The sequence below is a fragment of the Paenibacillus sp. FSL H8-0261 genome, from assembly GCF_045040645.1.
Classification (GTDB): Bacteria; Bacillota; Bacilli; order Paenibacillales; family Paenibacillaceae; genus Paenibacillus_AQ.
Genome location: NZ_CP150297.1, coordinates 4571513 through 4585491, shown reverse-complemented (window position 1 = coordinate 4585491; position 13979 = coordinate 4571513). Strand labels below are relative to the sequence as shown.

Genomic DNA, 13979 nt, shown 5'->3' with positions numbered 1-13979 from the left:
TTTCAGAATTGATTCGTATTATTTTTGAAGAATAGATGATATGTCAACTATAGAGCGGAGGATATGCATTTATGCCTCACTTACATTATTCTGCACACGAGTTAACAAAGTTGTTAGCGCTGAGTACTCCGCAGGAGAGAATCCTGTCGCTATAATTTCGTTTAATTTGATTGTCACCTCATTGATTGTAGTCTCTAATTTCCTGCCTTCGTCTGTGACAAAAACATTTACCGAACGACGGTCTTGCGTACTTGGTACTTTATGAATGTACCCCTTGTTCTCTAAGCTAGCGATCATTCGGGCAACACTGGCTTTATCCTTCCCAAGTTTATTAGCAATCTCGTTCTGAGATAGACCTTCTTTCTCAAGCAACAAAGCCATAAGTAAATGTTGTTCAGGCGCAAGCCGAACGGGTGCAAGCAATTTTGTTAAATAATTGGCTATTTCTAAGTGTAAATCTCGAATAACTAACCCTAGCGGGTCTTTGGAATCCATATGATCTCTCCTAATTAGAAAAATAGATGATATATCAACGTTTATGATTTGTTTATATTAACATAAAGTAACACATACATGTCAAGTCAAAGAGAAATCAAGTACATAGGATTAACAAAATTTATAGTAGAATTATAGACTTTGGTACAAGCGTGAAGACCTCTTCCACAATATATTGTTGTAAATACAGTGTAGGAGGGAAAATCATGAAGCAAAGAATATCTTCAATAAGAAGAGTCAAAAGTTCTTTGAGTAAAGGAATAAAAACGAAACGTAGTTCCGGAACGAAAAGAGTAGGGAAGTCAAGGATTCATATTAGACAAGCTAACGCATTTGAATTGCAAGTTTTTAGATTAGTCAACGAAGAACGTACGAGTAGAGGAATCGCTGCCTTAACTCTAAATACGCGGCTAACTGATCTTGCGGTTTTGAAATCAAGAGATATGAGGGATAATAACTATTTTAGTCATACCTCTCCAACTTATGGTACCCCCTCTCAAATGCTAGATCGATTTGGAGTGGAGTGGCGTGCTTATGCAGAAAATATCGCGGCGGGCCAAGCAACACCTGAAGCAGTAATGAGAACGTGGATGAATAGTACTGGTCATAGAGCTAATATTTTGGATCCTCGCTTTACGGATATTGGGGTTGGTTATGTAGGGGGAACTGCGACTAGTCAATATCAACATTATTGGACACAACTGTTTATTCAGAAACCATAAGAGATCACAGAGAAGCCACTCTATAATGAAATACGCCTCTGATTGTGTGTCTAACCATTGAGGTGAAGTTCATTTACGGGGTGGTTTGTTTTGTGTTTTTGAACTGCTTTACAGAAACCTTTCTGGAAGAATGTCGTCTAACAAGATATGGAATTTTGAGGAGGGGAACTATGCGTAAAAGATGGATACTTATAGGCGTCTTGCTGCTTATGGCAATCACTCCATTGATTGATGTCACAAAGGTACAAGCCGCAAAAGTATTGTTTGACGGAACTAGTAGTGCGGAGCAACTAAAAGCACTAGCTTCGATTAATAAAATTCGGCAACAAATGGGGTTGGATGAAGTGAAACTTGATCCTGCCCTCGTTAAGGCGGCGATTAATCATGCTCGCTACGCTAATGCTAATTTTACAATAAAGTCTGAAGGCGATTTATCTATAGAAGTGAGAGGTCGTGAGTTCTTTACCCAACAAACGCCTAAAGAGAGAGTGTTAACGTCGGGTTTAAGCGGAGAAGTACCGGAGATTATGGAAACCGTATATATGAAAGAGCGGGCCTATGATGAATTTGATATGGCTTCAGAGATTAACGAGCTAGCAGTTATGCATGATCGCAGGGAAGTGATGCTGACCCCGGCAGTTGCTTCTATTGGCATTGCACGAGTGGGTAAGTCTACCGTGATTGTTGGTGCTTTGAAGTCAGAAGGCGTAATGACTACACCAGCGACTGCGAGCGTATTTCCTTATGATGGAATGACGCGAGTGTGGTCAGGCAACATTTACAAAATGAATGCACAGCAGTTAATTCAAGGAGAAGCTACAACACTTACGGTCTTTAGTAGTTTACGGGATGTAGCAGACATAAAGGCTAAACTAAGCACACAGGCAGGCAACCGCCACATTAGTATCCCGCTTAGTGTGAAGAAACTCAATTCTGGTTACGGGTATGTACTAACAGCGCAGCGTCAGTTGAGGGGCGATCGGGAGTATACCGCGGAGGTTTCATTTCAATCCGGTGGCGAAACGCTAGTGAAAAAATGGACCTTTAAGACAAGCCCATTCCTGTATCAGTTGAACATTGATGATATGCCACTTCTATCAGCACCGCCGCTAAACATTGTGAATGGCATTTCAGAAGTGCCCATGCGTTATCTCTTTGAGTTATTTGGAGCCAGGGTAGAATGGAACAAGGCAACTCGCACGATTACCGCTGAAAAAAATGGACTTTCTCTGAAGATGACCATCGACGATCATACAGCCTACATTAATGGACAAGCTGTGCAGATGAATAGCCCACCTCATCTATACGGTTACGCGACCTATGTTCCTCTCCGATTTATATCCGAATCGTTCGGATATGATGTAGAATACGATCCGATCGAACGTTCGGTGGACATTTGGACAGGTCTTTTATGAATATAAATAATCTATTTTTCCACATACTATATTGTAATTATAGATACTTCAACGACCCCAAGAGAAATTGGAGCAAGCTCGTTAGAACCCTTCAGCATCATGAACTTCTCTTAGTGACTGGAGGGAAGGGCAGCTTTATGATGGAGCGAAAACGACATTCGTTTAAAGCTGGTATGTTATTCTATATTTCTCCAGATGTTAAGCATTCAATAGAGATAGATGCTGAAGATCCCTTATGCTTTCTGTCCGTTCATTTCAACTATGCGAAGGTGAGCGTGAACGAGGAGAACTGGGGAATTAGTGATGATGTGGATTCACTCCATTTGCAAGCTGTATCCGAATTGAAGGATTATTATCAAGTGGAAGATATCTTCGGACAAATGATTCAGAGCTGGAATACTAAGCTGCCAGGGTATGAATTTGTAGCGAAGACTTTGTTACAGCAGCTTATCATTGCAATTGCTCAAAATACACAAAAACAAAGTCAAAATTACTCCACTTCATTAAAGGTGGAAAAAATTATTAATTATATGCATCAAAAGATCAATGAGAAAGTTAGCTTGAGCGAATTGTCAGATTTGGTACAGCTTTCACCTGCTTATTTATCGAGAGCATTTAAAGAGATTACAGGTTATTCGATCATTGAGTTTTTTAATAAAATGAAAATTGATAAAGCGAAAGAGCTGATTCTTGAAGGGGACATAAAAATCAAAGCGGTTGCGCAAACCCTTGGATTTACGGATGAATTTTATTTCAGCAGAATTTTCAAAAGAATGACAGGCATCAGCCCTTCGGAATTTCAGAGCAAAAATGTCCATGGAGTTTAGAATAATGCATGGTATAGAGCCAATCTGACTGTTAATATGAGGTTGTTATTGTTAGCAGAAAGAAGGCTTTTTTATGTCCATGTGGAAAAGGAATTTGATCGTTTGCTGGTTTGGTATGTTTGTAACGGGTGTAGGTATGAGCCAGATTGCGCCAGTATTGCCACTTTACATTAAGCATCTTGGCGTGGATAATGCCGATTCCGTTGCTCAGTTTTCTGGCATTGCTTTTGGGATTACCTTTATCGTTTCAGCCATATTTTCACCCATTTGGGGACTGGCGGCAGACAGGTTCGGACGGAAACCAATGCTTTTGCGGGCAAGTCTTGGGATGGCGATTGTGATCAGCTGTATGGGTTTTGCACCTAATGTGTATGTATTAATTGCACTAAGATTATTACAGGGCACAATAACGGGTTATAGTACAGCTTGTACTACATTAATCGCAACTCAGACGGATAAGGAACATGCAGGATATGCTTTAGGAACCCTTTCAACAGCCAGTATTGCTGGAGCCTTGCTTGGCCCAACGATTGGTGGCTTCATTGCAGAAAGCATGGGTTTACAAAGTTCATTTTTTGTTACGGGTGGACTGATGCTGGTTGCCTTCATTACAACGGCTTTGTTCGTGAAGGAATCTTTTCATCGTGAAGATAAAAAGACGCTGAGTATCAAGGAGGTCTGGATCAGTGTTCCAGAGAAAAGCCTAACGCTAACCTTGTTTGTAACCTTCTTTATTCTAACTGTTGCTTTATACTCTGTAGAACCAATCATTACGGTATATGTTACTCAGCTCTCCAAGAGTGCTAGTCATGTGGCTCTGCTTGCAGGGATGACCTTCTCAGCTTCAGGGCTGGCTAACATCATTGCTGCTCCAAGGCTTGGCAAGTTGTCTGACCGAATAGGTGCTCAAAAAGTTATACTAGTTGCGCTTATAGCGGCAGGACTTCTGTTTATCCCACAAGCGTTTGTTCAGAATCCTTGGCAGTTAATGGGTCTGCGTTTTCTACTAGGATTAGCGGCAGGTGGGTTAATACCTTCTGTGAATATCCTCGTTAAGAAAATAACACCAGATGCGCTTACAGGCAGAGTGTTTGGATTTAACATGTCGGCAGGTTATCTTGGCACATTTGCGGGTTCGGTTCTAGGTGGGCAAGTGGCAGCCTGGTTTGGGATCCGAGATGTATTCTTTATTACGAGTATTTTGCTATTGATAAATGCAGGCTGGGTTTATTTTAAAGTGTATAAAAAACTAAGCTTAAATGGGAGAGAAGACAATGGAAGACTTAAAGAGATCAGAAACTGAATGTATTGATGCAAAGAAAACGGCGCTGGTTGTAATCGACTTGCAAAATGGAATTGTTAACATGCCGAATAAGGCTCCACATACAGGTGAGCAGGTGGTTCAGAAAGGTAGCAGTTTAGTTCAAGCCTTCACGGAAAAGGGGGCATTTGTAGTACTTGTAAGAGTATCCTCGTTAGATGGACAGGATATGTTAAGACCTCAAACAGATCTGAAGATGAATGCAGGAGCCATTCCAGAAGGTTGGGATACCTTGGTACCTGAATTATCTGACTTCAAAAACGCACATGTGATATCTAAACGTCAGTGGGGGGCATTCTTCGGAACGGATCTTGATTTACAGCTACGGCGTCGTGGTATAGATACAATTGTCTTGTGTGGTATTTCTACATCCATAGGTGTGGATACGACAGCTAGAGAAGCTTATCAGCTTGGTTACAACCAAGTTTTTGTGGAAGATGCAATGACTGCTTCTACGAAAGAAGAGCATGACTATGTGTGTAAAACCATTTTCCCTAGGATCGGCAAGATTCGGTCGAGTGGTGAAGTAATATCCCTGTTAAAATAGGATGAAAAGCCCTCATGCTCTCTGTAATCCCAGAGATTGTCATGAGGGCTTTTGTTTGAAATCATGTACTTACATGAAGATAAGGAGTAGTATCCCAGCCAAGAAGCAGTAATAAGAGAAGTACTTCAAATTACCTTTAGCCATAATCCCCATAAACCAGCGCATAGAAAAATACGTAACGATTAGTGTAGTGATAAATGCAATTAAGTATGGAATTGCTAGTTGCGCTCGGTTCGGGTCACTGGCAATATCAGATGCACCCATAACAAGTCCGCCCAGACTGATTGGAATATACAACATAAAAGAAAAGCGTAAAGCAGTTTCTTGCTTCATTCCCACAGCAATGGAAGAGATGACCGTTGCGCCTGAGCGACTTATCCCAGGAATAAGAGCTACAGCTTGGGCAAGTCCGACTATGACTGCATCCTTCGCTTTTAAATCCCCATCTTGTTTACGACCGCGAAGATTACGAATTAACCATAAAGCAACCCCGGTTACCAGCAAGGCGATGGACACGGTGTGTACTGACGAGAAGATCTCCTCAATTTGGTCCTTAAAGAACAAGGCTACGATAACCGCAGGCATGGTGCCAATGATAATGTACAAAGAGAACATAAAATCTGACTTATATTCCTCTTTGCGGGTCAGAATAAATTGAACGAATCCAGTGATCAATCTTCCGATATCTTTGCGGAAAATAAAGCAAATCGCAATTAGAGAAGCCGTATTTGTTAGGATTTCAAATGATAGCCCATTCTGTTTTAAGCCTAGCAATTTCTGCGCGATGATTAAATGGCCGCTCGAGGAAACGGGGATTGGCTCAGTTGCCCCTTGAACAAACCCTAGAAACAAGTATTTAAGCCACAGTATAATATCTTCCATTTTTCCTCCCAGTATTTTTTGTAATCTTTTTAATCATATCTCATTCAATGAAGAAATGACAATAGAACCATCGTGCCATATCTAAGTTCATCCCCTTAAATGAGGACTTGACTGAACCAGTTATAATATTCCTGAATGGCTTGTACACTAACCGAGCCTATCGCGAAAGTAAATTAAATGAGGTGGAACTATTTGTAGTTCATTAATTAAAATTCATCGGCAGGGCATTCCGAAAGCCGCCAGCGTTCTGGCAGAAGCCTTCGCAAAGGATGATCCATTGTATCAGCATATTTTGCCTGATGAAACAACCAGACTCCGCGTATTAAACATTTTTTTTCATCGTTATATTGAGATGTTGTATCCTTATTCGGATTTACTAACGACGTCAACAAATTATGAAGCTGTCGCCTTGGTGTTCCATTCGGAGCGTCAGAGCGGGACATTGATTTCGAACGTCAACTATATGAAACAAATTGGGCTGGCGATTCTCAAGTGTTTACCGATTTGCCGAATCATTGGTGTGCGAGGATTTATTCGAGGGTTAGCCACTTTGCGCAGTATGAGTTCCTTATGGTTATCGATGTTTGGTGATCAGAAGTATATGCATTTGGATATGCTTGTAGTGCAGGAACGTTACCGTGGGCAAGGATATGTATCAAAAATTATGATGCCGCTGCTCGCCGAGTGCCGCGAGAAGAATGCATTATGCACGTTAGAGACACAGACGCTAAGTAATCTTCCCATCTATGAGCATTATCAATTCCGCACGGTTAAGGTTATCCCTTTACCCAACAGTACATTAGAGCAGTATTGCATGGTATGTACTCCAGATTCTGCAGAGTAGAAATGCGAGGATAGAATCTATTATTTTGTTTAACAATAAATAGCACAACCTTCGATGAATTGATATAATAGAAACATATATTCGCGTACTTCAGAACCCTATACGGATGTATACGGGTTTTATTTTTATTTGGTGAGGATGGCAGAAAGATGAATTGGTCGGATTTTGGCGAACGAAATAAACGATTGAATCCCCTATGGAATCTGGGGGCTGGGATGAACCTTGGCGAAATCCAACCGTACAAAGAAATGGTATCTTTAAGCATCTTGTTACAAGTCTATTATTTGGAGCTAGAATCCAATGAGAGAAGATCCAAGGAAGATATAATAGCGTTGGCTTGGACTGCATTGGAACGGTTCAATATTGCGAATCTCGGGACTACTGAATCCGTAGAACGTTTAGTAGACGGCCTGCTCTGGAGCGGAAATGGTGGGGATTTCGAATCCTATTATTATGATGATGCGGCTCGGCAAATGTCTGTGCAGAAATATAAGTATTTCATGGTGGATGAGGATGCGACCCGCAGTAGCTGGGAAGAGAGCGGCAGAACAATCTATCGTCTCTCTGAATATGCCATGGAGCTTATTTTTATGAGTCATGAGATTATTGAAGAGTTCCAGATCAGCATCAAGCTGCTCGAGATTCAGATGCATATTAAGCATGGACGTGTAACTCGGGCGCTTCAGGATGTGAATGAGCTTATCTCCCGGGTTAGGAAGATGACTCATGAGCAGCAGGAATACCGGAATGCATTGCGCCGTAACCCGAAGCATATTTTTAGTGAATTCGGAGTGGCCCGGCATCAGAGACTTGAAGGAATTCATCAGCAATTCGATGAAGAACGCAAGCATTTTGATAATATTCATCGTTCTCTGGCCCGGCTAGCCAATGACGAGAAAGATGTGATCGACTTTAATGAGATCCGTATTCTTTCTGAACGAGTCGAGCTCTCAAGGCGTGTACACGATGAGCTGGCTGAGATAGTCTTGAATATTTTCGAGGTGGAGACCAACTTAAGATTGAACTTTCCTGAACTATTCTGGGGAGCCGCCGGCTTTAATTTCCGTACGCATGTATGGGAGGAATGGGTTAAAGAAGAGGGGCTGCCAAGCGGTGACAGCTTTGAACTGCTGCTCGGCGGATTGTTTGCTCCGAATCAGGATTTTGTCTATCCACTTCCTTGGGCTTGGGAGGAACAAGAGGTTGGTTTTATCCCGGATATAGTAATAGATGAACTTGAAGATGAGCTCTATGCTGAGAATGCTCAATATATTCCTAAAGGTATTCCATGGGCGGAAGTCGTTGAACTGTGGAAGCCTGTGTTCAGTGCGCTAGCCGAGCGGGGAAGCTTTACGTTTACTACAGAAGCTTTTACCGAGGAGGAATTAACAAGATGGGCACGCACACCGGATGCTATTGATCTATGGGTGCAGTTTTTTCATTCAGAGATTGTAGTACAGGAACAGGCTCCGGAGAACAGCAACGGATCTGATGAATGCCAGCTGCTAATCAGGTACGTACTAGCGGATGATCCTCAACTGGAGAGCTTGCACGGCAAGCTGTTGCGGACGAGCATTGCGCAAGAATCAGCCCTAAGGGTACGCTGGTCTGGTCTAGACATGAGCCCATATACTATTACGATCGTGGAGAGGTGAGAGGTTACTAGCATGAGTTATACATTAGAACAGGTACAGCAAGCTTCACGGCTATTTTTTGAATTACTTCGTAAAAAAGTAATCCCTCTCGATGATCCTGCGGCAGCGGAATGCCTGCAGGATGCAGGAACATATGATGCGCTTCAATATGTTGCCAAGGAGGCAGGCTGCCGAGTGATGAATTCGGGACACCGTCTCCATTTGTTGGTCAATCCACTCGGGTCAGTGTTCGCCACCAACTTTACCCAGTTGAAGAATAAATACTCACGAATTGAACGCAAAACTCATTTACATATCATTAATATCATCATCCTTGTGTTTCTGGCCGAGATGGATCAGGACGAGACTCACTTTAAGTCCGCGCAGGACAGTATGTCCTATATACAGATATCCGATCAGGTGTCTTCACTTTTCCAAGCATGGATGCAGATGGATGATGAAGGCCGGTTTAGTCAGCAGTGGCGCTTGGATATCCAAGCGATGTCGAAGGTGTGGACTAACCTCTATATGCAAACTAAGAGTCAGGAAGAGAGCGATCTTCTGACAAGAGGCGCAGGCTCACGAATTGGGCTGATTCATGAAGGCATGAAGCTCCTGGAAGAGGAGAAGCTCGTGTTCATCTCGGAGTCAGAGAAGCGGATATTCCCACGGGAAGAGCTTTATGAGAGAATGCGGTATTTATATCATGATGTTGACCGGTATCAGGAATTGAAGAAACTTATCGGACGAACTTTAGCTGAGAAAGACGGTGCTATTAATGCCGCGGATTGAACGCATACGGATTACAGGACTTAAATATGAGAAAATGCTCAAGAAATATGATGATATGATTCTGGACCTCTGTAACGAAGAGGGGCCAAGCAATACGCTTATTACGCTTATGAATGGAGGCGGGAAGGGCGTACTGCTGCAATCCATATTTCAGTTATTAATGCCTAAAACACCATGGGGAAAAGACAGTGAGAACCAGGTGGAAGCATTTTTTCATAATCATAAAAAACAACTTAAACCTTACACCTTTCATGTAGCTATCGAATGGCATCTGGACAACAATGAGCGTAATGAATATATGACGACTGGTATTGCTATGACGGCACATAACTCACTGGATCAGCAGGATATTAAAGTGGATTACCTTCTATACGCACTTACCGATTATGGCGATGCGTCTGAACTCACCCTTTCGACGTTGCCACTCTTCGATGAAGAGACTGCTGAACCTACGAGTTTTGAAACGATCCAGCAATTTATACGAGATCGGCGGGGAGAAATTGTACCTTTCGGTAGCCATAGCTCGGATTTAAAAAGATATTATGATTTCCTGGCTACCCGGGATATCCATATCGCCGAGTGGCGCAATATGCGGCGGATCAATGGGGAAGAGGGTGGTATTAAAGGTTATTTTAAGAAGAATGACGCCTTTACCAACCATAACTTATTCGAAAAGCTAATTATCCCTGAGATTGGCTCCAGTCTAAATGAGGGACCCAAAGAAGAAGACAATACGCTGCAGCGGATGTTTATTGACACGGCGACAGTAGCTCAACGTCTACCGATGCTTGAACAGCGGGAACAGGTCTATACAGAGTTTCTTGGCATGGCTGCACCTTTATACGAGCTGGTGAAGCTAGGAGTAGAGGCAGAGAGTGTTGTTCAAGAAACTGAACTTCGTGGGCGTCAGATCTATACGGTTATTCATGAAGAACAGAGAAATGCGGAAGAAGAGCGAAGTAAGGTTGGTAATGAACTGGCGGGTCGTTATCAGGATGCGAAGCAATTGCGATTTGAGACGGACAATCTAAAGTATTTGCGCAGTAAGGAAGAAATGGAACTGAAACAGGAAGAGTTCAAAAAGCTTAGTGATGATCAGAGACGTGCACGTGGACGGCTGGACGATTCCAAGACTCAGGAGAAAAAGCTTGAAGTGGCTCATTTCTTAGCTAAACGTATGCTCCACACACGACAAATTGAGCAATGGCAGAAAGAAATTCAAGCGATCGAAGGATCTCTGGAGATGAAAGAACGTCAAGAGGTCATTCAGACGGCTAAAGAAAAGCTTCGTAAACAATGGGATGTGGTGTCAAGCCTCTGGCAACAAACGATCAGAGGATTTGGAAACGCTGAGCGAGCACTGACGACTGAAGAAAAAGGTCTGCGCAAGGAGCGGGAGAGCTTCCTGTTGGAGTTAGCAGGCCTGGATATCCAGATTAATGAATTGACGCTATCTATCCGTCAATATACAGAAGAACTCGGAACATTCGCAGCTCAGCATGGTCAGGACGCTGCACATGCTCCGGTGGCGGCGCTTCAACGTACGATTTCAGCTGCCAAAACGATACTTCTGGATATGGAAGTGCTAGACGAACAGCATAAAGAGGCAGAGAACCGAAAGCTGGCACTGCATAAGAATCACGCAGAACTCAGCGAGAAGCATCGCTCTTATGAACGAGAGGTAGACGAGCTCGGGACACTGCTTGATTCGCAGACCTATAAAGAATCACAATTATGGTCACAGATTGTTGTTCTACTGGAAATGTTTGATGAACATAATCGTTTGGGAGCTACTGGCCTTTTTGAAGAGCAGGATACGATTCAACTACGATTTATCCGAAAAATGGATGAAGTGGAGCAGCAAACAAAACGTTCCAGACGAGAGTACTACAATCAGCTTATGGACGTGGAACTTCAGAATCAATCCTACTGGCTGCCGAATTCAGATATTCTCGCGGTCAAGGATACACTCGATTCGCTCAAGATTCAATCCACACCGGGCAGTTCCTATTTAAATGATCGTCCATACCTTGAACGTGAGGAAGAACTAGAGCGCCATCCACTCCTTCCTTATAGTCTGATTGTTACCCGGCGCGAAGCTGATAAAATCAAACCGGATTTGCTGAAGGACACACTGCTCAAATCAGCGGTGCCTATCTTTATCCGTGAAGAGATGGCAGCTTCAGATCCAGTATCTTATAAGCTTCTAGCTAACCAAGGCCCACAAATGGTACTGGAGCCAGATCGGTTCTTAAACTTTAAGAGCGGTATTCAGGCAAAGCTTAAGGAGCAAGAACAAGTGCTTCAGGACGCGGAGGCTTATTTATCGAAGTTGAAATCTGTGCGTCAGGAATATGAGCGGTTATATCAAACAGAGAACACTGTGACGATTACAGCCAAACGCAATACCCTTATGAAACTGCAGAGTGAACTTCAGCAGAGCATTATCAGTCTGAGCAACGAGATTAATGAGAACGAGAGCACGCTTGCTCGGATCGGTCGGGAACTTATCGAGAATAAAGCGCTTAGTGCAGAGCATGAGCAGAGAGCAGCAGCGTTGCAAGGTTGGATTGAACGTTCGAAGAAACATGAGCAGGATCAAAAGGAGAAGAAAAAGTATACAGATCGTAAGAGTCTAGTGAGCAAAGAGCTTGCGAGTAAGGACCAGCAACTCGAGCATCTTGAAGCGCAAATGGTAAGCCTTGGCGGAGAGCGTGAGAAATGGATGGGAGATGCCAAGTATGCTCTGTTTCCTAGACTGCAGCATTGGTTCCCTGAAATTGTATTTCCGACATATCTTCAGCTTTCGGATGATATGGAACCCACACCAATAGATCCCGTAGAGCAGAACCTTCTGTTGCAGCAGCTCAGTACCGTTGAAAGTCTGCAGCAATCGCTGACGGAGAATGAGCTTGAAATTCGAACAAGAGCCGCCCAGATTAAAGCGGCGAGCGAGAATCTAACGGAGCTTGAAGCCAGCCTGAATCAAGTGGATGAGAATTGGCGGAAGGTAACAGAGCCTGCTGAATCTACTGAATCCATTATGGCTGCAAGAAACCGTCAAAAGTCGGAAACTGCTTCACTGGAAGAAGACTATCAGATGGTTCACGATTCTTTCATCCGTTGCCAGACCGAATTAGAGAATTTGCAGAAGGAATTGCGTAAGGTAGAAAAAGGAATCAAAGAGAAACATGAGCGTGCCGTGGAAATTTGGAATGAGCAACTCGAGCAAAAAGAGGCGGACATTCAGGAGCGTTCCCAAGAGAATGAGCTCATGCTTAACCAGTGTAAACGATCTTTGGAAAGAATGGATGCGCTTATTCAGACGTTATCCAATCAAATCAAGATCATGAATGCACATATTGAGGATCGGGTCAATCTACGGACTGTGCCAGAAGAATTAATGCTGAGCGTAAGAGAAGGCTGTGAGTCACTGGTTGCTGACTGGCTTCTTCGTATTAAGGATAGCCGAGTTAGACGGGACGAGGTCTCCAGAAAGGTGAAGGAAGAGAAAAATTCATTAACTGGAAAACTTGCCAAAAACGAACGGAATTCTGAACTGGAGACCAAGATTCTAGATCGTTTAAATACGGTTCATTGGGATAACTTCGCTATTGCTCAGCAAGTCCTAGATTCGATGTTACGTAGCTCACGCGATCAGATTGAGAGCATTCAAAGTGATAAGGAGGATATGGATCTGTCCCGCAAGATGTGGGTCGCCCGGGCTTCTTATCGTGTAGTACAAATCATTGATATTATGAAGCGAATGGAACGTCGGATGATTATTCATAACGAGAATAATTATGCCTTCCCGCTGGTACGCCTGAATTATAAGAATATCAATATACCGAGATCAAGTGATGAGGTAGAGCCGATGGTGAGCGACTATTTCAATCGGTGTATCAATGAACTACTCTCAAAATATCCAAAGATTGAACAAGTACCAGCGCTGGTAATCAAAGAGGTTATAAATGACGGACGAATCGTCTATGCGGCGCTTCAGAATCGCTTCCCGATTCTTCAGGTATATAAACCAGTAACGGAAAATTACTTCCTCTACGCCGCTCCAGAAGACTACCATTATTCCGACTGGGAAATCATCAATCGGGGTGCGCTGGATGAGGCTGTCGGCAGTGGTGGACAGCGCCAATCTGTACAGCTGCTGGTAGCCATGATGATCATGACACATAAACGTGTGAATCGTGAGAACAAAGGGTGGACGGTCTTTTTATATGACAATCCTTTTGGAGAAATGGTTTCTAATAACGTGCTTGATCCCGTATTTGAAATTTCTAAGGCTCTAAAATTTCAGTGGCTGATTGTAACACCACCGGAGCTAGTGAAGAATGACGTTAGCGTTCGCTTTGGTGTGTACTGGCAGCTCTATTTCGGAGGCGTTAAAGGGGATATGTTAGAATCCACCCTAGTCAAGGGAGGAAGAAAGCTCGTTCCTGTTTCACTTTTTTGACCCCTTGTATCCATAATGAAAGAAGCTCTAGT

11 protein-coding genes are annotated in these 13979 nt (G+C 43.1%); 9 read left to right on the top strand and 2 right to left on the bottom strand.

The window, feature by feature from the left end:
• Positions 1-69: 69 nt before the first annotated feature.
• Positions 70-495, bottom strand: coding sequence for a MarR family winged helix-turn-helix transcriptional regulator (locus MHI27_RS20375; RefSeq protein ID WP_405174582.1), 426 nt, complete (start codon positions 493-495; stop codon positions 70-72).
• A gap of 206 nt (positions 496-701) precedes the next feature.
• Between MHI27_RS20375 and MHI27_RS20370 the strand changes: the two genes are divergently transcribed.
• The 5 genes from MHI27_RS20370 to MHI27_RS20350 all read left to right on the top strand — a co-directional run bounded on the left by MHI27_RS20370 (position 702) and on the right by MHI27_RS20350 (position 5327).
• Entirely contained in the window at positions 702-1217 is a 516-nt protein-coding gene (locus MHI27_RS20370; RefSeq protein WP_052404350.1) for a CAP domain-containing protein, read from the top strand.
• 170 nt (positions 1218-1387) lie between these two features.
• Positions 1388-2632: a stalk domain-containing protein gene (locus MHI27_RS20365; protein WP_405174581.1), complete on the top strand. Its 1245-nt coding sequence runs from the start codon at positions 1388-1390 to the stop codon at positions 2630-2632.
• On the top strand, positions 2629-3459 hold the full coding sequence (locus MHI27_RS20360; RefSeq protein ID WP_405174580.1) for an AraC family transcriptional regulator: 831 nt from the start codon (positions 2629-2631) through the stop codon (positions 3457-3459). The genes MHI27_RS20365 and MHI27_RS20360 overlap by 4 nt, the downstream gene beginning before the upstream one ends.
• Before the next feature lie 73 nt (positions 3460-3532).
• Positions 3533-4762, top strand: a complete 1230-nt coding sequence (locus tag MHI27_RS20355; RefSeq protein WP_405174579.1) for a multidrug efflux MFS transporter — start codon at positions 3533-3535, stop codon at positions 4760-4762.
• Positions 4734-5327, top strand: coding sequence for a hydrolase (locus tag MHI27_RS20350; protein ID WP_042189790.1), 594 nt, complete (start codon positions 4734-4736; stop codon positions 5325-5327). Before MHI27_RS20355 ends, MHI27_RS20350 begins: the two co-directional genes overlap by 29 nt.
• A gap of 69 nt (positions 5328-5396) precedes the next feature.
• Here MHI27_RS20350 and MHI27_RS20345 read toward each other — a convergent pair whose 3' ends face one another.
• Positions 5397-6209: an undecaprenyl-diphosphate phosphatase gene (locus tag MHI27_RS20345; RefSeq protein WP_042189788.1), complete on the bottom strand. Its 813-nt coding sequence runs from the start codon at positions 6207-6209 to the stop codon at positions 5397-5399.
• Positions 6210-6486: 277 nt separating this feature from the next.
• Between MHI27_RS20345 and MHI27_RS20340 the strand changes: the two genes are divergently transcribed.
• The 4 genes from MHI27_RS20340 to MHI27_RS20325 all read left to right on the top strand — a co-directional run bounded on the left by MHI27_RS20340 (position 6487) and on the right by MHI27_RS20325 (position 13947).
• A complete protein-coding gene (locus tag MHI27_RS20340; RefSeq protein ID WP_341052939.1) occupies positions 6487-7053 on the top strand; it encodes a GNAT family N-acetyltransferase in 567 nt (188 codons plus the stop codon).
• 149 nt (positions 7054-7202) lie between these two features.
• A complete protein-coding gene (locus MHI27_RS20335; RefSeq protein WP_405174578.1) occupies positions 7203-8708 on the top strand; it encodes a hypothetical protein in 1506 nt (501 codons plus the stop codon).
• 12 nt (positions 8709-8720) lie between these two features.
• Positions 8721-9479 carry a DUF6063 family protein gene (locus tag MHI27_RS20330; RefSeq protein WP_405174577.1) on the top strand — a complete coding sequence of 253 codons (759 nt, stop codon included), beginning with the start codon at positions 8721-8723 and terminating at the stop codon, positions 9477-9479.
• Positions 9466-13947: a hypothetical protein gene (locus tag MHI27_RS20325; protein ID WP_405174576.1), complete on the top strand. Its 4482-nt coding sequence runs from the start codon at positions 9466-9468 to the stop codon at positions 13945-13947. The genes MHI27_RS20330 and MHI27_RS20325 overlap by 14 nt, the downstream gene beginning before the upstream one ends.
• The last annotated feature ends 32 nt before the right edge of the window (positions 13948-13979 follow it).

Coding starts and splice junctions, on each gene's coding strand:
- MHI27_RS20375 (WP_405174582.1), bottom strand. CDS start 495: ATGGATTCCAAAGACCCGCTAGGGTTAGTTATTCGAGATTTACACTTA.
- MHI27_RS20370 (WP_052404350.1), top strand. CDS start 702: ATGAAGCAAAGAATATCTTCAATAAGAAGAGTCAAAAGTTCTTTGAGT.
- MHI27_RS20365 (WP_405174581.1), top strand. CDS start 1,388: ATGCGTAAAAGATGGATACTTATAGGCGTCTTGCTGCTTATGGCAATC.
- MHI27_RS20360 (WP_405174580.1), top strand. CDS start 2,629: ATGAATATAAATAATCTATTTTTCCACATACTATATTGTAATTATAGA.
- MHI27_RS20355 (WP_405174579.1), top strand. CDS start 3,533: ATGTCCATGTGGAAAAGGAATTTGATCGTTTGCTGGTTTGGTATGTTT.
- MHI27_RS20350 (WP_042189790.1), top strand. CDS start 4,734: ATGGAAGACTTAAAGAGATCAGAAACTGAATGTATTGATGCAAAGAAA.
- MHI27_RS20345 (WP_042189788.1), bottom strand. CDS start 6,209: ATGGAAGATATTATACTGTGGCTTAAATACTTGTTTCTAGGGTTTGTT.
- MHI27_RS20335 (WP_405174578.1), top strand. CDS start 7,203: ATGAATTGGTCGGATTTTGGCGAACGAAATAAACGATTGAATCCCCTA.
- MHI27_RS20330 (WP_405174577.1), top strand. CDS start 8,721: ATGAGTTATACATTAGAACAGGTACAGCAAGCTTCACGGCTATTTTTT.
- MHI27_RS20325 (WP_405174576.1), top strand. CDS start 9,466: ATGCCGCGGATTGAACGCATACGGATTACAGGACTTAAATATGAGAAA.